This window comes from Wolbachia endosymbiont (group A) of Dendrolimus pini, assembly GCF_964026835.1.
Classification (GTDB): domain Bacteria; phylum Pseudomonadota; class Alphaproteobacteria; order Rickettsiales; family Anaplasmataceae; genus Wolbachia; species Wolbachia pipientis.
This window is the reverse complement of record NZ_OZ034702.1, coordinates 968904-994703: the sequence shown is the minus strand read 5'-3', so window position 1 is coordinate 994703 and position 25800 is coordinate 968904. Positions and strand designations below refer to the sequence as shown.

The following is a 25800-nucleotide window of genomic DNA, read 5'->3' as shown; positions in this document are numbered from 1 at the left end:
ATATTCTATGTGTTCAAACCTAGCGCATTTACACATACTGTTACAACACTTTGTATAGCCGAACTTACTTTTTCCATAAGAGAAGGCTCTACCTCTACTATCTCAGCTCTCTCATAATGACCAGGTGCCAAGTATACCGTTTCTTGTTCTTTATTTCCCCATAGCTCGTTGTTCTGCTGATAACCTTCATTTATCATTCCCGCATTTGGCAGAAACAATGTATTTACATCATTACCATTATTTTTATAGTAGACGTCAATTTCAATATTAGCCAGCGAAGCTAAGATAGAAATTTCTTCTATGAAAACATGGTAACTTTGGCTGCTGATTGCCTCTAGATAAGATCTATAAATGGATTTGCCATTGAGAAAAGAATTTGCTGCAGTATCACTATTATAATTTCTATCATATTTTCTTTCACTAATATTGAGATTACTAGCACTAATGCTTCTTAAATCACCTATAACTTCATTTTCTTTTAATGTTGTAAGACAACATAACTTTTTTATTAATTTATTAGTCTTTTTTTTGATCTTCTCTACCCGTCTGTTTGTATGCTGAACCAAATCTTTTATTGAGTCCGACATACCAATCAAATGATTTGGATTTTCTAAGAATGCACCAAAAACTTTCTGCATCTGTCCCTTCAATAACTCAGGCATCCTTGGATCATTCAAAGAGTTAAATTGACTTAAAAATTTGTGCCATTCCATTCTCATATCTTGTGCTTTTTCAGTTTTATATTGACCAGAGCTATTATCACCAAATACCGCATGGAAAAAGCAGTTGCCATCACCTGTAGTATTATATTGAACAATTTTTGTTTGCTTACTTTCTACTGAATCTAAACTTACTCCGCTATCTTTACGACTTATATTTCCTGGACTACCTAATACAGGGCTTGGCGTGCCAGCCCTGCTTTGTTCATCCTTTTTCAACGCTTTTGCAAATTCTTTTCTCTTCTCTATTAATTGCTCTGAACTAAGTTCATATTTTAGCTGATCATCAATTTCATCAAACGATTTGCCTGCTTTCAGCATATCTGTAATTTTCTTAGCATTCTCTAAGGCAAATATTCCACAATTATACTTATCATCTTGTTGTTTAGCTTTTGAGTTTCTAATACTACTATTGTCTATTCCTAGAGTTTTCTGTAGCGCACTTGATACCTCTTCTGGTAATGGTTCACCAAATGAATCGCAATAATATGCTCTAAACTTTTTACTCTTTTCATCATGAGAAATAACCAATGTTACCCAATGATTGTTATTTAAGTTAAGAATTGAAGATAATACTAAATTGTTATCCCCTTTTACTTTATCTTTATATTCTTGCAATCGGTTCCCCAGAAAAGATGTAAGATTATCGAGGCAAGAAAAGAACACTCCTTTGGAAAATTCCCTGTGACCTTTTTTACGATATGGCATCCATCCATAGTAACTTTTTGCAATCTCTGCAATATCAAAATTACTTAACCAAAATTTATAATCTTCTTTTTTATTTGTCTTATATACAAAAGAATCCTTATTTTCTTTGCAGTCAAAAATACCACTATCCCTATCAGGAGTTTTCGGTCTTGCTTGCTTTTCTGGAGTCTTGCCTTGCAAATCTTGTAGTTCTGTATCTTTTTCTTCACTCTTTTCCCCCTTTGAAGCTCTTTTTCCATTAATATAGTTCTTCGCTAAGTAAAATAAAGGTTCAACAACCATTTTGTATGCTACTGTAAGAACTACTCCCATTATAATCCAAATCACAGGATGAGAAATTAGCATAGCAAGTGGAAAGGTCAATAGAGGGGATCCTATTACCGCCCCTAAACAGCCAGCAGCGAATGTGGCTGCTAGGCATACACAAGTAGCGTAGATAACGAATTCCTCACCAGCAAAGTCAGTGCTCTCTTTCTGATTATTTTTTGTAATACCCAACATACTACACCCTATGAACGCTAAGTTAATTAAATTTTAACAAATTCTAACAAAAAAATCAACCATAATAATTTTAGTAGTATGAGAATATATTGAATATTAAGAGCTTTTGGAGTACAGTAACAATGTTAGTAATAGCACAATATATGCACGATATAGAATATATACGTAAGAACTTTGAAGAATTTGAGAAGGTAATGAAAAGCAGGGGGATAAGAGAGTTTACTGCAAAAGAGATATTAGAAATTGATCACGAGAAAAGGTCATTAACCACTAAATTGCAAGATTTAAATAGGCAGCGCAATGAAATCACAGAGGAAATAAAAAAGCTTAAAATGAGCAAGAGCCCCTGTGAAGAGCAAATAGAGTTGTCAAAAAGCATCACAAATGAGATAGAGGCAATCAGCTTAAAAGAACAAGCAGAAAAGGATAAGTTAGTGAATGTTTTATCTAACTTGCCGAATATTCCTGCGCAAGATGTGCCAATAGGCGCAGATGAGAACTCTAATTTAGAGGTGAGAAGATATGGAGGAAAAAGACAGTTTGATTTTGTACCAGAATCTCATTATGAACTCGGAGAAAAATTAGGTTTAATGGACTTCGAACAAGCGGCGAGAATTTCCGGATCAAGATTTACGATATTAAAAGGACAGTTAGCTAAGCTTGGACGAGCGCTAATAAATTTTATGCTTGAAATGCATGTTAATGAATTTGGCTATACTGAGGTGTACCACCCGGCTTTGGTGAAAAACGAGGCTATGTATAATGTTGGTCAGCTACCGAAATTTTCTGACGATTCGTATTTAACTACCGACGAATTGAGGTTGATTCCCACAAGTGAAGTGTTTTTAACAAATTTAGTTGCTGACAAAATAATGGAAGAAAAAGAACTGCCTATTCGCTTTACTGCATATTCGGAGTGCTTTCGTAAAGAAGCAGGTAGTGCAGGTCGCGATACCAGGGGCATGATAAGGCAACACCAATTTGGTAAAGTGGAGTTGGTAAGCATCACAACTGAAGACCAATCAAATGATGAGCTTGAGGGTATGACGAGTGTTGCTGAAGAGATATTAAAAAAATTAGAATTGCCATACAGAGTAATGCTGCTTTGCAGTGGCGATATGGGTTTTGCTGCACAAAGGACTTATGACATAGAGGTATGGTTACCTGGGCAAAATAAATATAGAGAAATATCAAGCTGCTCAAATTGTGGTGCATTTCAAGCAAGAAGGATGAACGCTAAATACTCTTCAGAAACTGATAAAAAGATGAAAAAATATATTCACACTTTAAACGGCTCAGCTTTAGCTATAGGAAGAACGATTATTGCCATAATGGAAAATTATCAAAATTCTGACGGGTCGATTGCAATACCAAACGTGTTGCAAAAATACATGAGTAATGATACTGTTATAAGCAAATAATAATTTTGACATATAGAAAAGCGAGGAAATAAAGATGAAGGTTCTGGTTATAGGTTCTGGTGGGCGTGAGCACGCTCTACTTTGGGCTCTAAAAAAATCTCCTATCTTGACTGAGTTATATGTAACTCCTGGTCGCCAAGCTATGAAAGATCTTGGGGCTCTTGTGGATGTAAATATTCAAAATTCAGTGGATGTTACACAATTTTGCAAGAGAGAAAATATAGAGTTGGTTGTTATTGGTCCAGAACAACCAATAATTGATGGGCTTGCTGATGATTTAGTTGCAGAGGGAATAAATGTTTTTGCTCCAAGTCAAGCAACTGCAAAACTTGAGGGATCGAAGTCTTTCACCAAGGGACTATGTAAACGATATGGTATACCAACTGCCAAGTACGAGTGTTTTGTTGATGAAGGGTTAGCTAAAGATTTTGTACGTAGCAATAAAATAAAGTTTCCACTTGTAGTGAAAGCAAATGGAATTGCAGCAGGAAAAGGGGTGGTTATATGTAATACAGAAAGCGAAGCTTTTTCAGCAATAAATTCAATGCTAGTGGAGAAAAAATTTGGTGAATCAGGTGAAGAAATAATCATAGAAGAGTTTTTAGTTGGAGAAGAAGTAAGTTTTTTTGCTCTTATTGATGGGTTGAAAGTAGTAACTCTTGGGTGTGCAAAAGATTATAAGAGAGTTGATGAAAGTAATGAAAGCCAAAATACTGGAGGTATGGGGTCGTACTCATCACCTTCAATTATAAGTAAGGACATGGAGCAAAAAATTATCCAAAAAATAATATACCCTACAGCTCAAGCATTGGTTAACATGGGTACGTCTTATAAAGGAGTACTCTTTGCTGGTTTAATGATTTGCAAAGATAGCCCAAAACTTCTCGAGTATAACGTTAGATTCGGTGATCCAGAAACGCAATCTATATTACCTAGATTTGATTCAAATTGCGATTTGTTAAAATTGATGTTGTCAGTTGCAGAAGGAAAGTTAAATGTCAAAATGGTGGAACTTAACAACAAATCTACAGTTTGTGTAGTTGTTGCAAGTAAAGGCTATCCGGGTGATTATCAAAAGGGAGAAGTAATTAAAGGATTAGATAAGATTGAAAGCATTCCTGGTGTGTTGGTGTTTCATGCTGGTACTAAATTCGATGAAAGTGGTAACTTAGTTTCCGATGGCGGAAGAGTGCTAAATATAGTAGCAGAAGGGAGCACTATAGAGGAAGCCAAAAATAAGGTGTACTCAGCATTAAATTTTTTAGAATGGCCAGGGGGCTTCTTCAGATACGATATCGGTAGTTAATGTTAGCTGTCGGTTAGCAGGTGGTTCACAGAAACGAAAAACTTCCTTGACAAACTCCGCCAGCCCCCTTATCATGAAACTGAAGCTATTGTATTTGCTTTCGCCAATCTGCAGATTAAAAGGTAAGGATTACTTAATGTATCGGCGTCTTATGTTCAATTTTTTGCAGTATATAGATACTGTATGTCTTTACAAAACTTCATCTACATCTAGATTTTTATCTAAATAAGCTGAACGCGCTTATAAAGCGTTACAAGACATCAAAAAATGCCAATACTCGACAGAGATAGTAAAAGACTAGCTAACTCGGGGATTCTTTGTCTTTTTTTCTGCTTGGTAAATTTCTTAAACATTTGCAGCATAGGTTAGTTGCAATTAAAAGCAGCTAAATCTTGCTTGTCAAGCGTTTAAAACATAAAAAACGCCAATATTTTAAAGCAGATAATAACCCCAGGGCTTCTTTTGCCTTTTTTTTCATTTGGTAAATTTCTTAAATATTTATGGCTAAACGACAATCGTCATCCCGCTACTTGTTAGCGGGATCTAGAGATACCGCGGCGGTATGACGTAGGGAAACCTTTCTTGGGTTAGCTATAAAACTAATCAGCATCTTGTTTAGCACATATAAATTAAGTTTCACAAATATAGTGCTAAACCTTGAAAATATGTTATAGCTACTTCTTCCAATTTAGTGGTGGGTTTTGACAGTACACATGTTATTTTACTAGCTACCAACTCAAGTGTCACAGAAGTTGCAATCATTTTAAATGTCACAGAAGTTGCAATCACTGCATTTATATTCTGTACTTTAACATTTACTCTACTTTCTATTAGAGGCTTTACCCCCCTTACATCATTACGTACAGCAGTATGATTTATTTCATTTTCAATTCCACTACTATGCTGCAACAAGATATCCCCATTAACTTTTATTTCAACATTTTTGTCACTACTACCATTGTTAAAATTTAATCCCTCATCTCTTCTACTTTGTCTTTTTTCTTTTAATTTTAATTCAGTTTCTCTTTTATCAAGGGTAGGAAATGGGATGTGAGTTTTTTCCTGACCATCTTGATTTATAGCTCTTGTTGTATTAAAAGCTTCGTTGCTTTTACATGATATTGTATAAGTAAGTGGTGTGTAGATTTTTTCTTCACTATCTGGATATTTTATAGTTATTGTTGCATTAAGAATGTCTTTCAGAATATCATTTTCTCTAGCTATGTCTAAAATTTTTTGAATAACTTTGCGATCATGTAATGCGGCAAGTAACTTATCAGTTACTTTTTGATTATTTTTATGTTTTATGGTTATTGTTGTGTTAAGAATGTCTTTCAGAATACCGTTTTCTTTAGCTACTCTTAACATTTTCTCAACAGCTATACTATCTTTACGTAGTATAGCATAAGCAAGTGGTGTGCAAGTTTCTTCCTGACCATCTGGATATTTTATAGTTGTTGTTGCGTCAAGAATGTCTTTCAGAATACCGTTTTCTTTAGCTACTCTTAACATTTTCTCAACAGCCATACTATCTTTACGTAGTATAGCATAAGCAAGTGGTGTAACAGTTACTCTCCGACCATCTAGACATTTTATAGTTATTGTTGCGTTAAGAATATCTTTCAGAATACTGTTCTCCTTAGAGATTTTTAAAATTTCTTCAATAGCTATACTATTTTCACGCAGTATAGCATAAGCAAGTAGTGTGTAAGTTACTTCCCGGCTATCTGAATGTTTTATAGTTGTTGTTGCGTCAAGAATGTCTTTCAGAATATCGTTTTCTTTAGCTACTCTTAACATTTTCTCAACAGCTATACTATCTTTACGTAGTATAGCATAAGTAAGCGGTGCGCAAGTTTCTTCATGACCATCTGGACATTTTATAGTTGTTGTTGCATCAAGAATATCTTTCAGAATACCGTTTTCTTTAGAGATTTTTAAAATTTCTTCAATAGTTTTGCTATTTTTACATGATATAGCGTAAGTAAGCGGTGTGTAAATTTCTTTCTGACCATCTAGATATTTTATAGTTGTTGTTGCGTCAAGAATGTCTTTCAGAATATCGTTTTCTTTAGAGACTTTTAAAATTTCTTCAATAGTTTTGCTATTTTTACATGATATGGCGTAAGTAAGCGGTGTGTAAATTTCTTCTTGACCATCTAGATATTTTATAGTTGTTGTTGCGTCAAGAATATCTTTCAGAATACTGTTCTCTTCAGCTGCTACTAGAATTTCTTTAATAATTTTGCCATCCTCCCAGAACATAGCATGAGCAAGTGGTGTGTAAGTCACTTCCCGGCTATCTAAATGTTTTATAGTTATTGTTGTGTCAAGAATATCTCTCAGAATACCGTTTTCTTTAGCTACTCTTAACACTTTCTCAACAGCTATACTATCTCTACGTAGTATAACATAAGCAAGTGGTGTGTAAGTCACTTCCCGGTCTAGATATTTCATGGTTGTTGTTGTGTTAAGAATATCTTTCAGAATACTGTTCTCTTCAGCTGCTACTAGAATTTCTTTAATAGCTTTGCTATCCTTCCAGAACATAGCATAAGCAAGTGGCGCGTAAGTCACTTCCTTGTTATCTGGATATCTTATAGTTGCCGTTGTGTTAAGAATATCTTTCAGAATACCGTTCTCCTTAGAGACTTTTAAAATTTCTTCAATAGCTATACTATCTTCATATAGTATAGCATAAGCAAGTGGTGTAACAGTTGCTCTCCGACCATCTGGATATTTTATAGTTGTTGTTGCGTTAAGAATATCTTTCAGAATACCGTTTTCTTTAGAGACTTTTAAAGTTTCTTCAATAGTTTTGCTATTTTTACATAATATGGCATAAGTAAGTGGTGTGCAAGTTTCTTCCTGACCACCTGGATATTTTATAGTTGTTGTTGCGTCAAGAATGTCTTTCAGAATACCGTTTTCTTTAGCTACTCTTAACATTTTCTCAACAGCTATACTATCTTTACGTAGTATAGCATAAGCAAGTGATATAATAGTTGGTTCTTTACCCCGATGTTTGCTTACTTCCGTAGTAAGAATCCTTTGTTTTTCCTTTTCAGATATTTTTTCTAGTTCTTCAGCAATGCTACTTTTTTTGCCTTCTATTTTTGATGCTAATTTTAAAATACTTTTTTCATCTTTCTCTTTCAATTTCGAATCGTTTACCTGATGAGTCATTTTTTTTCTCAAGGTCTTTCTTATTAAACTAAGCATAACATTTTCTCTCTTCGTGGTTATAATATTTGCTTTTATGAATCAGTTGTGTTGATAATGTATTAATTGCATAGTTCAGACATTGTTTTATAAAGCAAAATTTTAGTAGACCACCTTACAAGAACGTTTCTTGCTAATTCTGAATCCGAAAAAAGGACGCAGTAAAGTTATTTGTAAGGGAAGAATGAAACTTGTAGCTATAGCTAAACTGACTTACGATAATTTGAAAAACCGTCATCCCGCTGCTTGTTAGCGCTTACTATTACCCACAAATATAAATGTTTGTTGCATAGCTCTTAATGGCATAACTTTTGCTTGAAATAACTGTTTATATGGTGCAATTTACAGCTTTTAGTTGCTAAAATTATAACTCTTAGTTTAATAATTTTAATCTAATAAGCTTTCAGGTTAATAAAATTAAATTATTTGAGTAAATACAATATTATGTTTTTATTTGTGGGTAATAGTAAGTTGTTAGCGGGATCTAGAGATACCGCGGCGGGATGACGGTTCGCAGTGGTATGACGGTTCGCGGCGGGATGACGATAAGCTCGTCATCCCGCTACATTAATATTGTATTAATAAAAACTTAATAATAATCCTTAATAATATATGAACTAACATGTTCGCAATTTCGTATGACAGAGGAAACAAAAGATGGATATGCTTCCTTATACGTTGCAATTCAGGAAGGTATAGCTCTTTTTACAATAATCCGAACAGACCGTAATATGCTACTGGCCTGCTATAGCCATAAACACATATCTTATCGCATTCGGACTATTATAAGAAAGGCTATAATATTGAAGCTGCAGAACTACTAATAAAGTGTGGCACAAACGTCAATGATCATTATGAACGCAATCGTACGCCACTGCATATTGCCATCGGACGCAAACAATTAGAAATAGCAAAATTGCTGATAAAAAATGGAGCAAACGTTAATGCAAAAACTCAAAATCATGGTAAAGATGATCTAACACCAATGCACTTTGCAGTTTTTGCAAATACGCCAGAATTTATAGAATTACTAGCTAGCCATGGTGCATTGATTAATGAAAGAGAAAGCACCGAAGGGTATACTCCTCTTCACTTTGCTGCTTTATATGGGAACAAAAATATAATACAAGCCTTAATTGATAAGGGACAAGATATTGAAGATGTGGACAATAATGGGCGAACAGCTCTGTTTTTAGCTGCTAGGCAGTGCACTGAAGCAGAAGATGATAGCAGAATAGAAATTATCAAGTATTTGATAGACAAGCTCAAAGCAGATGTAACAAAGAAAGACAATAATAACAATGCAGTACTCTTTCCTGCCGCTAATAATTGCCCTGGAAAAGTGGTGGAATTCATCATTGAGCAATATATAAAAATCTTTGAGTTAGAGAATTTTATCAACCACAAAAATAATGATGGAATGGATGCTTTGGATATTGCGCTGAATAGTGGAAACGAGAAAGCTATTGAAGTATTAAGATCATATGGAGCAGATATCAAGAATAAGGTAGATGGTAGCATTCAAAAAATTACTGCAGAAAAACCAAGTAGTACCCTAGACAGAGCAGAAAGTGCAGAGGTAGCGCCTCCAATTAAGCAAAGAGTATAAAACTTTTTATAAAGCGATTATAAATTTCAGTAAGTTGCAGAGGCTCTACAATGGGAAGTGTAGTATGTTAGCAGATACAAATGACTAGGTCTTGTCGACATAAAAAAATAGTGATATAGAGTACTCTTTATTAATAGGTAAAGAGAATGCTATATGATTTAAAAGATGAGCAATGGGAGAGAATAAAAAACCATACGCGTCAAGTTAAGAGATTGTGAGCAAATTTAGAGAGGTTAAAGTGGATACTCTAGCCCTTCTACGTTTGTCTTTTAATGAAAATCGCGACCAAGTTATAGTGAGTTTTTTAAGAAATGCTTTTAAACTATTAATTTTGGTTAATACTAAAAATAACTCTCTAACCCGCCTTTTTAGCTCAATAAATGCCTTTGTTAAGCTAAGTTCTGTATTCTTTTTCACTTCTGTGCAACCAACTATGCCGTGAAATATAAGAATTGCGCACAATTTAGCATATAGTTCACATAATACTCTGCATGGCTTTCCTTTTAGCTTATCAAGCCTGATATGGCTTTTATACAATTTAAATAATAACTCAATTTGCCACCTTACTCTGTAAATCGTTAATACTTGCTCAGCACTAATTTTATTTTCTGGAACATTAGTTATAAATATTGACCAGTTCAACAATTTTTGATTTCTTTTAGAGGATGTATATCCCTGCGATCTTGCTAATCTATTAGCTTTCCTTCTTCTGGCCATAGACTGTTCTTCAGTTAGTTTCTGACATATAATTCTTACTCTAATTTTTGCTTCTTTTCCTAACAATACCTCGTTTTCTAAAAATAACTTATCCTCTAAACATTCTAATAACTCCATTTTTTGATTTGTTTCTACATCATATATGTTGGTATCGGATTTATAACGACTTATGAAATAAGCTCCTATTTCATTGATTTGTTTAAAAGAACTTGGCACAAAATAACCGAGATCAGATATTAGCAAATCATTGCTTAATATATTACTTAAATGTTTCCTATATCCCTGGTCTGATCTTACCCCCTCCGTTAAATTAAGTTGGTCTATTATCTGATTCATGTAGTCGAAAACTAATTGTAACTTTATTCCAGACTTAGTATTGCTTTCATAGCCACTGTAGCTAGTACCATAACCTTTATACATCTCTTCCATACTGTTAGGTAGAGTAATATAGCTACTGTCCAATAATTTAACACTATTAAATTGCTGTAAGATTTTGCAATCAACTTGCAAGATATTTTTAAAGAGAATCACAGATTCATTATACATCCTTTTCATAAATTCCACTGCTTCTTCAGTAAATCTAAAATCCAAACCTTGTTTTGTTATATCTATCGAGTCCTCGTTTAGTAATTGACACATTGTTTCTACGCTACAATTATCAACTCCTATATTACCCAAGACCATGGCTTTTACGAATGATGAACCTTTTAGCTTTCTCTTTCTTTTTATAAACCTTGTTGTAATTGAGATTTTCTCTGCTTTTTCATTAAAAAATTCTTTGAGCTTTTTTGATAAGCAAGTTATTTTATTCATTGGTTCTCTCACTAAAAGTATATCTGGGAGAACTTATACCTTATTATTCTATCTCTTTCATACCTTTATTTCCTTAACTTGACGCGTATGGAATAAAAAACAGTCTGCCAGGTAAGGAAGGAGATAGAGGAAGAAGCGCAAAAGATAACAGGAGATTCGTAGCTGCAATAATGTGGATAGGTAGAACAGGAGCAACATGGAGAGCATTGCCGGCTGAGTATGGAAAATGGTCAAGTGTACATAAACGTTTTATAAGGTGGGCAAAATCTGGTGTTTGGCAGATGATTTTCAACACATTAGCTGTTAATGGAGACACAGAGTGGCTCATGATAGACTCAACAATAATCAGGGCACATCAACATGCTGCTGGTGCAAGAAAAAAATGTGGAAACTGGTAGACAAGAACAAGAGCTGGGACGGTGCAAAGGAGGATTTTCAAGCAAATTACACGCTGCTTGTGATGCTTTGGGCAACCCACTGAGATTCTTTGTTACTGCAGGGCAAAGATCGGATTACGTAAAAGCTTTAGACCTGATAGAAGGCAAGAACATGGAGGCACTTATTGCCGATAAAGGGTATGACGCAAATTATATGATTGAGGCTGCAGAAGCTGTAAATGCTGAGCCAGTAATCCCACCGCGTTCCAACAGAAAAACACCAAGAGAATATGACAAAGAATTGTATAAAGAGAGAAACTTAATCGAAAGGATGTTCAACAAAATCAAGCACTTCCGCAGAGTTGCTACACGCTACGACAAATTGGCCATAGCTTTTCTGTCTTTTGTTCACATTGCTGGCATTTATCTTTGGTTAAAATAAATGTCGACACTGCCTAGATAAATTATATTTCATTAAAGTCATTTATCTTGAAACATAAGCAGGATTTTGTATAGTTGTTTCAATTTGGGTCTGTATATTGAAACAACGCGTGAAAATGACAGGTCATTGTACAAGAGGTACCTAATTCACCGACAAGAATGCTAGATAAAGACACTTACATTTCAATTATTTTACAATTTCTGTATAATCTTAAAAACTCAATTAGTGCGTTATGAAGATAATAATAGGTAATGCTAGTAAGGAATTAGGGGAATCAGTAGTTAACCGGCTAGATGTTCAACCATCCTCTGCTTGGATATCAAAGTTTACCGATGGCGAGGTAAATGTAGAAGTAGCAAATGATCTATATAATCAAGAAGTATATATAATACAATCTCTTTCTCCCCCTGTGAATGATAACCTTATGGAGCTTCTGCTCATAATTGATGCAGTAAATAGATTAGGAGCCAAAAGGATAGTAGTAATTATTCCTTATTATGGATATAGCAGGCAAGATAGAATTATCAAGAACAATAATGTGCAGTCTGCTTTAAGTGCCAAATTAGTTGCAAATCTTATTCAAACTGCAGGTGCAAGTAGTGTTGCAGTTATTGATTTGCACTCAAGTCAAATTGAAGGATTCTTTGATGTACCGATAACTAATTTGAACTGCTTTGAAGCATTTGTTGACTCTATACACACGGAAAATTTGGCAATTGTTGCACCTGATGTTGGAGCAATTGGTAGAGCACGTGCTTTTGCAAAGACTTTAGAGGAAAAGTACAAGATAGGGTTAAGTGATAAGATTATTGTAGTAGATAAATATAGGGAGAAAGCAGGCACATCTCAAGTAATGAACATAATAGGAGAAGTTGCAAACAAAAATTGTGTCATTGTTGATGATATAGTTGACTCTGGTGGAACATTGTGTAATGCAGCTCTTGCTTTAAAAAGTTACGGAGCAAAGTCCGTAACTTCATGCATCACACACGGTGTGCTTTCAGGAAGTGCAGTTGAGAAAATCTCTTCCTCTTCTTTAGATAAATTAGTGATTACGGATACCATACTTCACAAACTTGAAAAAACTGGTAAAATAGAAGTTGTTTCGGTTGTAAATATTTTAACTCACTTCATCCAAGGAGGTAGAAATGCCAGCTAAGTCAACAGAAGACGTTATTACTTCACTAATAGAATTTGCAAATAAGAGAAAAATAACAATTACCAAGGAAGAAATGCTTAAAATTGCACAGCTTGTAAGGATTAAGTTATCAAATGACGAGATTGATCACTACTCCAAAGAACTGACAATGCTGGATTGGATACACGATACTTTATTGCAAGTTAATACTGAAGGTGTTTCTCCTATGCGTTATGGCAGTATAGACAAGGACATTCATGTACGCGATGATGTTATAAATTCTCAAAACATTAAAAAAGAGATATTGTCCAATACAAAACCTGAGCATGGGTATTTCGTAGTGCCAAAGGTTATAAGCGATTAAAGTAAAATAAGGCTCATATCAAACCTATAATAGATCTACTTTCAAAAATAAGACCAATCCGGTAAAGAAGCATTTGTGGGAGTGGAAACCATTTTTTGATTTTTCTTTACTAAGTCTACTAAATATAGTTTAGAGTTGCTTGGTGATTCTGTTCTTGTAAAAATGATTTCTCTACCATTTGGTAGCCATGCCGGGGATTCAATTTTATGCCCCTCTGAAAGCAGACGTTCTTCTTTGCCATCTGGCTTCATAACTCCTATGTAAAATTTTCCTGACTGAATCTTTGTAAAAGCTATCAGATCTCCTTTTGGCGACCAAACAGGCGTAGCATATCTTCCACTTCCAAAACTAATTCTTTTAGGTTTTTTACTTTTGTTAGTAAAATCGATAACGTACAGTTGCTGACTCCCACTTATATCAGAACTAAAAGCCATATACTTTTGATCTGGAGAAAAAGAGGGAGAAGTGCTTATAGCTGAACCTTTAGTAATTTTTTTTGTTCGTTTACTACTTAAATCCAAAGATAATATATTCGTTTCACCACCCAATGAGTGGGAAATTAAAAGAGATTTACCATCGGGAGAAAATCTTGGTGCAGAAACAACTCCTTCAAATGCGCTGATTATTGATTCAGTGTTATCTTTTAAATTTTTTAATATTATATAACTTTTACCATTTGCGTACGAGATATAAACAATACCCTTTCCATTTGGTGAGAATCTCGGTGTTGACACAAATCTATCGCCATTTGTTAAGTATTTTATATTACTTCCATCTTGATTCATCACAGCAATTTTACGCACAGATTTGTAGTTGCTATCTTTTTCTTCAGCGATATACGTGATTTTTGTGTTGAAGTGCCCTTTCTCACCAATTAATCTATCATGTATCACATCCGAAACGAGGTGACCAATTTTTCTCCAGTCTTTTGCTGGAAAAACAACTGACTGAGTAAGTAATTCTCTTTTTGTAAAAGTGTCAAATAAACGAAATGATAGCTCTAATGCACTACCAGATATTTCGCTTAAACTTACTGTGACTACAGTATCGCTTTTCCAAGATTTAGATTCAGCTTCCGCGCCACGTTTTACATTAAATAAGCCACAATTAGATAAATTTGTTCCTATTACCTTTGCAATATTTTCGCTTAATTCGCTTTCCAACGCTGTTTTACATGTACATTTAGATACAACAAGACCAATGTTACCAACACTGCTTTTTTTTATATCAACATATAAAGCAGCTTTTGTAAAATAAGGAATAAATAACGAAATAAATAACACCAGATGAACGAATAGCTTCATTCATTTCATACCTGTTCTATCTGAACCTCAATTATAGGCCTTTTTAGTAAATATTCCTTTAAGATACTCAATATTGAACTTTCAATCTTATTTTTAATTTTTTTTGTTGGCTGCAAACTAAACAACGACTCAACTTTCTTGACAATTTTCTGTATGGTAGCTGCATCTTCTAGCACTTCAAAAACACCAGGTACAAATACTTTTGGTTTAGCAAGCAATTTATTTTTCTTGTTTACAACTGCTGTTACCACAATAACTCCGGCATCTCTCATTCTTTTACGCATTTTTATAACACTGCTCTCCGGATGACGTAGCAGCATACCATCAATACCAAAGTAGTCAACATCAATTGAATCAACCTTTTCTCCGTTCTCCAAATTAACAATATCACCTGGTGCAATCATTATTGCTTTTGCCACACCGCACTCTTTAGCAAATTTTACATGTGCATGCGTGTGAATATATTCGCCGTGAACTGGAATAGACATCTTCGGTTTTATTAAAGAATACATTTCCTTTAGCTCTGCTCTTGTTGGATGCCCAGAAGCATGAACATGCTCTGTTTTTTCAGTAATAACTTCTACCCCCATCTCAATAAAGGCATTGAGCATGTTGTGCGCACGAGTTTCATTTCCAGGAATGATTTTTGACGAAAAGATCATGGTATCACCTTGCTGCATTTTAAATGCTTGATGACTCTTAGCAGCAAGTCTTGCGGTAGCTGCCAGTGGCTCACCTTGACAACCTGTGCAAAGTAGCACCAGTTCTTCCCTTGGAAAATTTACTGCTTCCTTTGCTTCAAGAAACTGAGGAGAATCAGTTAAATAACCACTATCTTGCGCAACTTTCACTATTCTCCATAAAGATCTACCAAGTAAAACTACTTTTCTATTTAGTGCTTTTGCAGCTTGGCTTATCGTTTCAATTCGTGCCACATTTGAAGCGAATAGCGAAACAGCAACTAATTTTTTAGACCGCTTTATTATGTTATAAATATTATTATAAATTTCACCTTCTGACTCAGGGTGATGCTTGCTTAATATATTGGTTGAATCGCAAATTGCTGCAAGCAGGTCACCTTTATCGCCAATTTCTTTTAGACGCTCCATATTAGAAGTTAATCCAACAACAGGTTTTGGATCAAATTTCCAGTCTCCGGTATGGAGTGCACTACCCATTTCAGTGCTAATTAATATTGAATTTGCCTCAGGAATTGAATGAGTTACATTTATAAACTCGACGGTAAAAGGACCCAAATTTATGCTGCCATTTATGTCTACCTCTTTCACAGGCACTATACCTTCCAATCGAAATTCTTTTAGTTTCTCTTTAAGAAAATTAACCGTAAACTTTGTTGTATATATGGAGCACTGCAACTCTTCCCACAAGTGGGGCACTGCACCGCAGTGGTCCTCATGTGCATGTGTAATGATTATTCCAAGTAAATCTTTTTTTCTTTGAGCAATAAAATCTATATCAGCAATGAGCAGCTCAACACCTGGCATAGTTTCATCTGCAAAACCAACACCAAGGTCGATCATAATCCACTTACCTTGGTAATGATATAGGCTAACATTCATCCCGATTCTTCCTACTCCCCAAAGCGGAAGAAATAAAAACTCATTTTTGTTTATATTCATTAAATTTAAATTATTAAAACCTGAGAATAGCAAAACTTCGACCTTAAATAAAGAAATTTATTGCTTTTACATAGTTTTAAGGAACTAAGAAGTTTCTGTTGGCTAATAATAACACTATTGTTAAGTTTTCCATTAATAAGGTCAAAGAATTGCAGGATTAAATGAAAACCCGTAAACAGTTACCCCTTTATGTCATTTAGCAGATTTCTTATTTTTTTTTTACTTTACTAAAAAACCCTTCAGATTGCTGTTGTACACTTGCATTTTCCTCTTCTTCAAGCGCTTTTAATAGTTCAATTTGCTTTTTAGTTAAATTTTTTGGATTTAAAGTCTCAACTATTACCTGTACGTATAAATCACCACGAGCATGTGAGTTCATATATGGCATACCCTTTTCCCTACAACGTAGTTTGGTACCAGTTTGAGTGCCTTCAGGGACCTTTACTTTTATTTTAGCTCCATCAATTGATTGAATATCGATTTCACCACCAAGCACTGCTAGTGTCATTCTTATAGGCACTTTACAGTGTAAATCTGCTTTATTTCTAGCAAAGACTTTATGGAAAATTATTTTCACGTATACGTATAAATCTCCACTTTTTCCACCTTTTGTTCCAGCTTCTCCTTTACCACTTATCCTTACCTTAGCTCCTTCTTCTATGCCTTTTGGAATTGAAACGGATATATTTACTTCATCTCTTCTACGTCCACTTCCACCACATTTCTTACATTTGTTTTGTATTATTTCTCCTTCCCCATAGCATGTAGTACATGTTCTTTCGATGGTAAAAAAGCCTTGTTGAGTTCTAATCCTACCGCTTCCCTGGCATGTGTGGCACTGAACTGGTTTAATTGCTCCTTCGCCACCTGTGCCTTGGCATGTATCACATTTTACATTTGTCACATAATGTATAGGCGCTTGTATTCCTTTAAATGCATCTTCTAAGGTAATTTCAAGATCATAACGTAGGTCTGCTCCAGATACTCCTGTTGTACTTCTTTTTGCTCTCGATCTACTTGCACCACCACCGAATCCTCCACCAAAGAAGTCATTGAATATGTCGCTAAAATCTCCTGCAGAGCTAAAGCCTTGAAATCCACCAGAAGCACCTTCGTGGCCATAACGGTCATAGCCTGCCCTTTTCTCAGAGTCAGACAGAACTTCATATGCAGCTGTTACTTCTTTAAATTTTTCCTCTGCTTCTTGATTGCCAGGATTTCTATCAGGATGATATTTTAACGCTAATTTTTTATACGCTTTTTTTATCTCATCAATACTGGCATTTCTGCCTACTTCCAGTAGCTCATAGTAGTCTTTTTTGCTCATATATAATAGTTTAGTGCTTAACCTTTAAAGATAGGTATTGCATATATTAATTTCAAGTGTGACTTCTGCTTCCTATAAAATGTGGTGCACCCTGAGCGACTTGAACGCCCGACCTTTTGATCCGTAGTCAAATGCTCTAATCCAACTGAGCTAAGGGTGCTTTCATAAAGTTAACTTTAGCAGATTTTGTGGCTTGATTCAATTAATTTGGCTAAAAATAAAACTATTGATTTCTATCATACGTGAACCCCTCACAATTCTCAAACTGCCGTTTCGCATTAGAATTATCAAATTCACTACAAGGAGGAGCAGTTGGAGTAGTATTAGGATCTTGAGAAAAGTAAGGAGGTGGTGCATCATAACGAGAAGAATCTCCATAACCATGCCCTTGTCTAAGACAGCTATCTACCGCTCCTTTAGCTTTCTCGATATTTTCTGATTCTTCCTCATGCTTCATATGAAAAGCTAAACCACCAGTAAAACACACAAGAGAATTAACGCCAAGGATAACTAAACCCCACACTGGTAAGACTGGGTAAACAGCACAAGCTACCAAAGCTGCCAAAGAAACAGCGCCAACCGCAAATTCTATATTTCTGAACGTTTTAAATTTACTATCCAGGTAATCTATTTTTTCTTCTTTTCTAGCCACTTTTCTGCTGCTGTTATACCAAAAACACATACCAGCATGGAAAGCAACACACACAACTGCAGCTACCATACCTAAAGCTAATAACTTTCTATTGTCTTCTGAGTCTTTTTTCTTATCTTCTCTGCTTTGATGGCTACCACTACTGAAACCAGGGTTATTTATAACTGTAGTATGACCACCAAACCATACGCGTCAAGTTAAGGAAATAAAGGTATGAAAGAGATAGAATAATAAGGTATAAGTTCTCCCAGATATACTTTTAGTGAGAGAACCAATGAATAAAATAACTTGCTTATCAAAAAAGCTCAAAGAATTTTTTAATGAAAAAGCAGAGAAAATCTCAATTACAACAAGGTTTATAAAAAGAAAGAGAAAGCTAAAAGGTTCATCATTCGTAAAAGCCATGGTCTTGGGTAATATAGGAGTTGATAATTGTAGCGTAGAAACAATGTGTCAATTACTAAACGAGGACTCGATAGATATAACAAAACAAGGTTTGGATTTTAGATTTACTGAAGAAGCAGTGGAATTTATGAAAAGGATGTATAATGAATCTGTGATTCTCTTTAAAAATATCTTGCAAGTTGATTGCAAAATCTTACAGCAATTTAATAGTGTTAAATTATTGGACAGTAGCTATATTACTCTACCTAACAGTATGGAAGAGATGTATAAAGGTTATGGTACTAGCTACAGTGGCTATGAAAGCAATACTAAGTCTGGAATAAAGTTACAATTAGTTTTCGACTACATGAATCAGATAATAGACCAACTTAATTTAACGGAGGGGGTAAGATCAGACCAGGGATATAGGAAACATTTAAGTAATATATTAAGCAATGATTTGCTAATATCTGATCTCGGTTATTTTGTGCCAAGTTCTTTTAAACAAATCAATGAAATAGGAGCTTATTTCATAAGTCGTTATAAATCCGATACCAACATATATGATGTAGAAACAAATCAAAAAATGGAGTTATTAGAATGTTTAGAGGATAAGTTATTTTTAGAAAACGAGGTATTGTTAGGAAAAGAAGCAAAAATTAGAGTAAGAATTATATGTCAGAAACTAACTGAAGAACAGTCTATGGCCAGAAGAAGGAAAGCTAATAGATTAGCAAGATCGCAGGGATATACATCCTCTAAAAGAAATCAAAAATTGTTGAACTGGTCAATATTTATAACTAATGTTCCAGAAAATAAAATTAGTGCTGAGCAAGTATTAACGATTTACAGAGTAAGGTGGCAAATTGAGTTATTATTTAAATTGTATAAAAGCCATATCAGGCTTGATAAGCTAAAAGGAAAGCCATGCAGAGTATTATGTGAACTATATGCTAAATTGTGCGCAATTCTTATATTTCACGGCATAGTTGGTTGCACAGAAGTGAAAAAGAATACAGAACTTAGCTTAACAAAGGCATTTATTGAGCTAAAAAGGCGGGTTAGAGAGTTATTTTTAGTATTAACCAAAATTAATAGTTTAAAAGCATTTCTTAAAAAACTCACTATAACTTGGTCGCGATTTTCATTAAAAGACAAACGTAGAAGGGCTAGAGTATCCACTTTAACCTCTCTAAATTTGCTCACAATCTCTTAACTTGACGCGTATGGACCACCAAACAGGCTGCGAAGTAGTAAATAATCCCAAAAATCTAAACCTCTATCATTGTATACATGTATATGTGTAGTCTGAGGGCCTGTAGGTTGTGTGTTATTCCCTGCGTTATATTGATCATTTCTGCTTCCTGTATCGTGCCTATTGCTTGAATTTGGATATGTAAATTCTTCATACACATTTTTAAAATTCTCCTTGCTCCAAGTTAAATTCGGTGTATTATTACAATACTGTAGAAACCCTTCAATATTATTATTATTACCTAATTTCTTTATATAGGCTAACGCATACCTTTTTAAAACACTATCACTTGCTACCATAAATACCCTCTTAAGTTAAGATTAAATTAATAAATATTTATTATAACAAGATAACATCTACTTGTCAACTTGAGCCTGATTCAAGTATCCGTTCAGAGTGTGGCAGAAGAACTTATTCAAATAAAGTAGGTGGTAAAATATAAACATTTTATAAAGTGAAAAATGGACTTTTCAGACCACTGCCGAGCTAAAAAAGCCCTGAAAACCGTGATACTTAGGCCACTTCTTGCTTAAGCTGTACAATTTCAGCTTGAGAAAGGCCAGTGGATTCAGCTATTAAATTAACAGATACACCAGCTTTAAGTAAATTTTTTGCAACTTCGATTTTTCCTTTCTCTATACCTTCCTCAAGTTTGTATTCAAGAATGGCTTCTTCCTTACGTAGATCCATTATTCTTTCTTCATATGCTACTAAATCTTTCTCATTCCAGCAAAACTTGTCTAACTCATCATATGCTAGCTTTACTATTGGTGATTTTTCTGCTATATTCCTTAGGTCTTCATCTGTAGTTTCATCTGCATACTGTTGTCTAAGTGAAGAAGGTCGCCCCTCCTCACTCGACTTCAAAACCGTACGTGAGACTTTGCGCCTCATACGGCTTCTCTCTAATTTGGTGCTTGTCATGCACACCTCCTGTGTAATTCATCGTGACAATGCCCATGTAACAAAGATAAATTTTTGATCATATTGTTTCGTCTATTCCGGTCTTTATGATGTATTTCTATTATATCATCACTTTCAAACCATAGTCTACATTATCACATTTACTTTGTTGTAACTTCAATAGTTTTATTACTCTTAATGGCTTATCTGGTATTTTTCTCAGACGTTTACCCCAATATACCCAATCACCATCATATGGAGATCTGGTTTTTTGCACTTTGTTTAATAACATGATCGCTGTGTATAGTAAGACGTACCTTGTTACTTGTCATAAAGCGCCAGTTATCGTTATTATACTTTTTAAAGTATTTTCTTTTTATCCAGCATTTCCCTTTGTTTGGGTGCCTAAAGACTGCCCACTTCCAGAGCTTTCTATGTATAGTATTATCCAATGAGCTAAAGATTTTACATGAAACTACCGAAGAGTAATATTGACTCCATCCTCTGTTTATTGGATTGAGATTCCTTATTATTACTTCCTGTGGCGCCCCACGCATTTCTCTAAGTTTATGTTTAATAGCAAATGTATGCTGCTTTATAGAATTACGACTTGGTTTTATTAATAATGTGTAACCTTTTTTACTTTCTTTTGTTGGATATTGTCTTATTGAAAATCCAAGAAAATCAAATCCTGGTTTTGTTTCGTCAATGGTTCTTAATGTATGAGAAATTCTTGTTTTAGAGGGCTTTAATTTTAGTCCAATGGTTTCTAACCATTCTTCAACTAAAATTTTTGCTTTAAGAATAATCTCTTCGTTTTCATGTATGATGACAAAATCATCACAGTAGAAAATTACACTAATAGACTTTTGCGCGTTTTTATGCGATATCCTACCATATTTTCTTTTCATGCATTGAAAGAGTTCGTTTGTTAATGCTTTTTTGACATGTTGCTCTAATCCGTGTAATGCAACACAAGCTAGCAACGGTGCCTCCTTGAATTGTACCACGTTTTGTGGATTGAAACTTTCCATCTTCCATAACGCCTGCCCTTAACCATCTTCTTATGATTTTCTTTAACGTTGGTGTGGTTTTCAAGCAGTTTATTATGGTTAATATTGTCAAAACATCCAGAAATATCAGCATCTAATACATATGCTGTTTTCTGTTTTAGCACATCAAATATGGCTTCAATTGCATCATGACATGATCTACCAGGTCTAAAACCATAAGTGTTTGGCTCAAGTTTTGCCTCCCATTCTGGTTCCAACACCATTTTTACAAGTGTTTGTTTTGCTCGACACGATATAGTTGGTATACCAAGCGGGCGATATTCCGATGGCTTACCAGGTCAGACACGTCTTGATGGCTTTGCTTTCTCTCTTATATCTAAGGAGTTTGCCAATTGCAATCTTTCTTTTTGACTAAGGTTAGCTTTTCCATCAATACCTGCAGTTTTTTTCCCTCTGTTGTCCTGAGTTACCCTTCTAACTGCGATCGTTCTTGCACTTGTTGATTTGAGTAATAATCTCTGAAGGTTGTGCATCTTTTTGATATCATTACATTTAGAAGCTTGGTAAATTCGTTTTTGTAGCTTAAATGAAGATTTCTTCAGCTTTCGCCAAGGAATTCCATTCATACCTAGCTTTTTGCTGGTCCATAACATATTCACTACTATTCACCACTTTACCTTCCAAATTAAAGTGTTTACGTCTGCATATCCCAGATATTACTTTGGGCATTAGCTTCTTCTTCCACATAGCAGCTTGTGGTTGGCTACCTACTTATATTTTAATGAATATAAGAGCTTTTATGTGGTTACTCCGTTCCATGGCTTCGTTTCACGTTAAACTTAGATTCCTACTATTTGCCGGAAGCTGGGAACATCAATAACTAAAGTCTTCAATCTTTAGTTCCACTTTTGCTTCATACCGTTTTGGTCTATGCGTAATTCAACCTCCTTTCGCATACTATGCTTTGACGACAATTCAAACATAGGTTCCTCTCGTAATCATATCTAACTCTGTTTGCAAGGATTCACCATGAGGTTTAGTGTTACCTGCTTTTATCTCATGCTTGCACCCCAAAGGTTGCCACCCTTTAAAATGTGAGATATACATTATCCCCGATGTCTAGGGAAAGTGGAATTTAACCACCACAAAACCACGACTTTCAGGGTCGCACTAAAAAAATAAATCCATTTTTCAACAATATTTGAAAGCTGATCTTCTTTTGTCTTATTAAACTTTGGTAGCTCGATGAAAGTGCAACTAAAATCTTTGAGATCATGTTCATAGGTAATTTTATCAAAAGTAACGTGATCAGATTTGTAAGCCAGCTTGTTAGGAAATAAGATAAAATCGGCGATAGCAATAAAAATAACTCCTTTAAGATCTTGATCACCTTTGTGAGCTTGACTTGAATAAGCTTTAGCAGCATAGTATTGAGCGCGTTTCTCAAAACCTTTATCACGAGCAAACTGGTCAGGTAAGGAAGCAGTATTACTACTACTCCCTCCCTTAGAAACCTTACTATTACCCACAAATATGAGGTTCGTGAGCAAGTCGCCATCCTTCTGCTAGATCAAAGAGACGTCTCCACCCTTTCCAAAGAGTAATTGGTCCTGGTTTTGGGTCGCTTTTTCTTGCTAAATGACCTCCAAGTTCACGAAACGGCTTCTTTTATAGTAGGGGCTATATTTGGACATGGTTTCCTGTGTATTTTAACATATAAAACTTTCCATTCTTCCTCAGCTAATAAGGCAGTACATGGTAATGTTGGGTTAGTTCTTGCAATTGATGTAATAAAGAAAATTCTCCAAGCAATAATGCTCATGACTGTTAAATACCTCATTAATCTTTCTGCTGTTCCAAGTCTACATTCCTCAACTTTGAGACCAGATTTTAAAATCTTATGCAATATCTCTATTTTCCATCTCAAACAATACCAACTAACTTTTTCAACAGCTTCTTCAAAAGTACTGACCGGAAAAAAGCATCCACTCTAGAGGACTTGCTTCGGGAGGAGAGTTTTTTTCAACAACATGAATTGCGTGAAGTTGTAGACTCTGTCGGTTTATATTTTATGTGACCTTCTTTACATTTTATATGGCCTTCATGTGATAAATTTTCCGAATCTAATTTCTAAAAACGCTGTCCTTTTTTGCTTGTTATCTCTAGCAGGGATTTCAACTTCTACTTTTCCAGCGCAAGGGAGGCCTTGGATAAATGACCATAATTTTTGCTTGTTCCTGGTATGCATGAATTTTTTATTTACATTTCTGTTGTGGCAAGCTCTTACTAAAATTTCTGAGTTAAGATTATGTGCAAGTTCAAAAAAATCATGCATATCTGCTTCTCTGTCACATACAGTTATAGCTTCGGTTTGGGCCAGATCTATAATATTATTTGTTTTCTTTAAACTTTCTAGCCATTTCATACTTTCTTTATCCTCAATATGAACGTTGTTACGATGGCTCTTTAGTCTTTTTTCTTCTTCAGAAATGAGTTGCCTCGAGTAAATCTTTTGATCCAGTATTCCCAGCTTCCGTACTAACAGCAAGGGCTGTATGCATTACTGCTCCTTTTCCAGCAATAGTTCCCAATCCGCTTATGGCTTGAGTATGAAATATAAGTTGTATCTTGAATCACAAGAATTCTTTTATGAGCTTTTGTTCTTTCAACTGTTTTATCAATGTGTGAAGCTAGAATATCGACTTCTTTTACGTTCTCATTTTGAAAAAAACGATATGCTGCTTTTGCTTCTGACCAACTTCTGCATGCCTCATTAATTGAGCTTTCAGGTAAACTTATCAAACTATCAGCAATCTTTACTAATCGGTCAGTTAATCTTTTATCTCCAAGTACAGCATCTCCAAATTCATTTTTAGCCCATTCATTACTCTCGTTTGCCATTTTTATACCCTCAATATTTGCAAACTTTAATATTGTAATACTTTATTTATAAGTACATTTATATTTGTGGGTAATAGTAAGATTTGATATGCTGCCAACACTTATGTTCAAATTAAAAATGTCATTTATGATACTAGCCACTTCACGCTTTGAGTTTTTGTAAAATCCGCTGAGTGCTGCAATTATAGACTTAACCCTTGGACCAAATGTATCTGGCGTAACACCTTCTGGTAACTTGCTACTTTTTCTTTTTCTGCATCTCCGACAACGACCATGTTCCAATTACTACATAAGGCCTAATTTCCGGAAGATCAACTTTTTGGTGAACATAAGGTTTTTCGCATATTACAAGCTCTCCTCCGCATTCGCAAATATTAGGCAACTCTATTTTTACTACTTTATCCGCTTCCATTGTGGCATGAAAATTTCCTTTATGCCCAACCTGATCGCCAACATTCCTTTCGCTTTTTGGCTTGTCCTTTTTTATTTTGTATAGCTCTTTTGAGCTGGGCAGGGATGAGTTTTTTGAATTTAAACCGAGCCTTTCCTTTAATTCAGCGTTCTCTATCTTTAAAGCTTTATTTTCTGCTTTTAAGTTTTCTATCTCTGCTTCCAGTTTTTCTATTTTTTGCTGTAAATTTTTGCAAAGTTCTAAAAGGTTTACCACATTACCTCACTTTTGCTCTATGATTATCTTTATTATCTTGCTTTGTCTACCTTATTCTACCACTCCGCTGAACGGATACAATTTACTAAACAGAAAAAAAGGCAAAAGAAACCCTAGGGTAGCTAGTTATTCACTATCCATTTTTTAAGTTGGCGTTTTTTAATGTTTTAAATAGCGCGTTTCAGCTTGTGTAGGTAAAAACCTAGAAATATTGTGAAGACATAAGGTGCACATAGTGCAAAAAATTAAAAATAAGACGCCAACTACGTTGTTTTCTTGCTGTTTAATCTGCACAGATGAAGATAACTGAATACCTTCAGTTTCATGATAAGGGGGCTGGCGAATGGTGTCAAGCAAGTTTTTTCGTTTCTATTTCCAATAAAAGTTTGTTATATGGTTATGCAAGAAGTCTATTAT

19 protein-coding genes, 1 tRNA gene and 4 pseudogenes are annotated in these 25800 nt (G+C 34.8%); 7 read left to right on the top strand and 17 right to left on the bottom strand.

What is annotated here, in order from left to right; translation table 11 throughout:
* Positions 1-5: 5 nt before the first annotated feature.
* The gene (locus AAGD66_RS04990) at positions 6-1928 is read right to left on the bottom strand and encodes a Ulp1 family isopeptidase (RefSeq protein ID WP_341814437.1); all 1923 of its coding nucleotides are present in this window, start codon (positions 1926-1928) and stop codon (positions 6-8) included.
* 143 nt (positions 1929-2071) lie between these two features.
* On the opposite strand from AAGD66_RS04990, the gene serS reads away from it, so the two are divergent.
* Both serS and purD read left to right on the top strand, forming a co-directional pair.
* On the top strand, positions 2072-3349 hold the full coding sequence (gene serS / locus AAGD66_RS04985; RefSeq protein ID WP_264724267.1) for a serine--tRNA ligase: 1278 nt from the start codon (positions 2072-2074) through the stop codon (positions 3347-3349).
* Between the two features lie 34 nt (positions 3350-3383).
* Complete coding sequence (purD, locus tag AAGD66_RS04980; RefSeq protein WP_341814436.1) at positions 3384-4655, top strand: phosphoribosylamine--glycine ligase; 1272 nt, start codon at positions 3384-3386, stop codon at positions 4653-4655.
* A gap of 636 nt (positions 4656-5291) precedes the next feature.
* Here purD and AAGD66_RS04975 read toward each other — a convergent pair.
* Entirely contained in the window at positions 5292-7877 is a 2586-nt protein-coding gene (locus tag AAGD66_RS04975) for a hypothetical protein (protein WP_341814435.1), read from the bottom strand.
* A 763-nt stretch (positions 7878-8640) separates the two neighbouring features.
* Here AAGD66_RS04975 and AAGD66_RS04970 point away from each other — a divergent pair.
* On the top strand, positions 8641-9486 hold the full coding sequence (locus AAGD66_RS04970) for an ankyrin repeat domain-containing protein (RefSeq protein ID WP_341814560.1): 846 nt from the start codon (positions 8641-8643) through the stop codon (positions 9484-9486).
* Positions 9487-9690: 204 nt separating this feature from the next.
* Here AAGD66_RS04970 and AAGD66_RS04965 read toward each other — a convergent pair whose 3' ends face one another.
* Positions 9691-11016: an IS4 family transposase gene (locus tag AAGD66_RS04965; protein ID WP_264339118.1), complete on the bottom strand. Its 1326-nt coding sequence runs from the start codon at positions 11014-11016 to the stop codon at positions 9691-9693.
* 92 nt (positions 11017-11108) lie between these two features.
* Here AAGD66_RS04965 and AAGD66_RS04960 point away from each other — a divergent pair.
* The 3 genes and pseudogenes from AAGD66_RS04960 to gatC all read left to right on the top strand — a co-directional run bounded on the left by AAGD66_RS04960 (position 11109) and on the right by gatC (position 13337).
* A pseudogene (locus AAGD66_RS04960) lies at positions 11109-11835 on the top strand (IS5 family transposase).
* Between the two features lie 232 nt (positions 11836-12067).
* On the top strand, positions 12068-12994 hold the full coding sequence (locus tag AAGD66_RS04955; RefSeq protein ID WP_155968767.1) for a ribose-phosphate diphosphokinase: 927 nt from the start codon (positions 12068-12070) through the stop codon (positions 12992-12994).
* Positions 12984-13337 carry an Asp-tRNA(Asn)/Glu-tRNA(Gln) amidotransferase subunit GatC gene (gene gatC / locus AAGD66_RS04950; protein WP_015588776.1) on the top strand — a complete coding sequence of 118 codons (354 nt, stop codon included), beginning with the start codon at positions 12984-12986 and terminating at the stop codon, positions 13335-13337. The genes AAGD66_RS04955 and gatC overlap by 11 nt, the downstream gene beginning before the upstream one ends.
* A gap of 41 nt (positions 13338-13378) precedes the next feature.
* On the opposite strand, the gene AAGD66_RS04945 is transcribed toward gatC, so the two are convergent.
* The 5 genes from AAGD66_RS04945 to AAGD66_RS04925 all read right to left on the bottom strand — a co-directional run bounded on the left by AAGD66_RS04945 (position 13379) and on the right by AAGD66_RS04925 (position 18329).
* Positions 13379-14641 carry a Tol-Pal system protein TolB gene (locus AAGD66_RS04945; RefSeq protein WP_015588777.1) on the bottom strand — a complete coding sequence of 421 codons (1263 nt, stop codon included), beginning with the start codon at positions 14639-14641 and terminating at the stop codon, positions 13379-13381.
* Positions 14642-14646: 5 nt separating this feature from the next.
* Complete coding sequence (locus tag AAGD66_RS04940; protein ID WP_341814434.1) at positions 14647-16281, bottom strand: ribonuclease J; 1635 nt, start codon at positions 16279-16281, stop codon at positions 14647-14649.
* A gap of 208 nt (positions 16282-16489) precedes the next feature.
* A complete protein-coding gene (gene dnaJ, locus AAGD66_RS04935) occupies positions 16490-17608 on the bottom strand; it encodes a molecular chaperone DnaJ (RefSeq protein ID WP_151807701.1) in 1119 nt (372 codons plus the stop codon).
* 82 nt (positions 17609-17690) lie between these two features.
* A tRNA-Arg gene (locus AAGD66_RS04930) sits at positions 17691-17768 on the bottom strand.
* Between the two features lie 63 nt (positions 17769-17831).
* On the bottom strand, positions 17832-18329 hold the full coding sequence (locus AAGD66_RS04925; protein ID WP_264339242.1) for a hypothetical protein: 498 nt from the start codon (positions 18327-18329) through the stop codon (positions 17832-17834).
* Between the two features lie 205 nt (positions 18330-18534).
* Between AAGD66_RS04925 and AAGD66_RS04920 the strand changes: the two genes are divergently transcribed.
* Complete coding sequence (locus AAGD66_RS04920; RefSeq protein WP_264339118.1) at positions 18535-19860, top strand: IS4 family transposase; 1326 nt, start codon at positions 18535-18537, stop codon at positions 19858-19860.
* On the opposite strand, the gene AAGD66_RS04915 is transcribed toward AAGD66_RS04920, so the two are convergent.
* From AAGD66_RS04915 to AAGD66_RS04875, 9 genes and pseudogenes are all read right to left on the bottom strand, one after another.
* Positions 19857-20198 (bottom strand): hypothetical protein, encoded by a 342-nt coding sequence (locus tag AAGD66_RS04915; RefSeq protein ID WP_265024226.1) that lies wholly within the window; start codon positions 20196-20198, stop codon positions 19857-19859. The two genes, AAGD66_RS04920 and AAGD66_RS04915, sit on opposite strands and share 4 nt — an antisense overlap.
* A gap of 214 nt (positions 20199-20412) precedes the next feature.
* Positions 20413-20823, bottom strand: coding sequence for a hypothetical protein (locus AAGD66_RS04910; RefSeq protein WP_155968775.1), 411 nt, complete (start codon positions 20821-20823; stop codon positions 20413-20415).
* 230 nt (positions 20824-21053) lie between these two features.
* On the bottom strand, positions 21054-21812 hold the full coding sequence (locus tag AAGD66_RS04905) for a group II intron maturase-specific domain-containing protein (protein ID WP_341814432.1): 759 nt from the start codon (positions 21810-21812) through the stop codon (positions 21054-21056).
* A complete protein-coding gene (locus AAGD66_RS04900; protein WP_265024668.1) occupies positions 21782-22111 on the bottom strand; it encodes a reverse transcriptase/maturase family protein in 330 nt (109 codons plus the stop codon). The genes AAGD66_RS04905 and AAGD66_RS04900 overlap by 31 nt, the downstream gene beginning before the upstream one ends.
* Before the next feature lie 42 nt (positions 22112-22153).
* Positions 22154-22441, bottom strand: coding sequence for a reverse transcriptase N-terminal domain-containing protein (locus AAGD66_RS04895; RefSeq protein ID WP_196770139.1), 288 nt, complete (start codon positions 22439-22441; stop codon positions 22154-22156).
* Complete coding sequence (locus AAGD66_RS04890; RefSeq protein WP_213863465.1) at positions 22398-22562, bottom strand: hypothetical protein; 165 nt, start codon at positions 22560-22562, stop codon at positions 22398-22400. The genes AAGD66_RS04895 and AAGD66_RS04890 overlap by 44 nt, the downstream gene beginning before the upstream one ends.
* Before the next feature lie 425 nt (positions 22563-22987).
* Positions 22988-23329 (bottom strand): annotated as a pseudogene (locus AAGD66_RS04885) (PD-(D/E)XK nuclease family transposase); the annotation flags it as partial.
* Positions 23330-23336: 7 nt separating this feature from the next.
* A pseudogene (locus tag AAGD66_RS04880) lies at positions 23337-24716 on the bottom strand (IS4 family transposase).
* 54 nt (positions 24717-24770) lie between these two features.
* Positions 24771-25383, bottom strand: a pseudogene (locus AAGD66_RS04875) (DUF6444 domain-containing protein); the annotation flags it as partial.
* Positions 25384-25800: the final 417 nt, after the last annotated feature.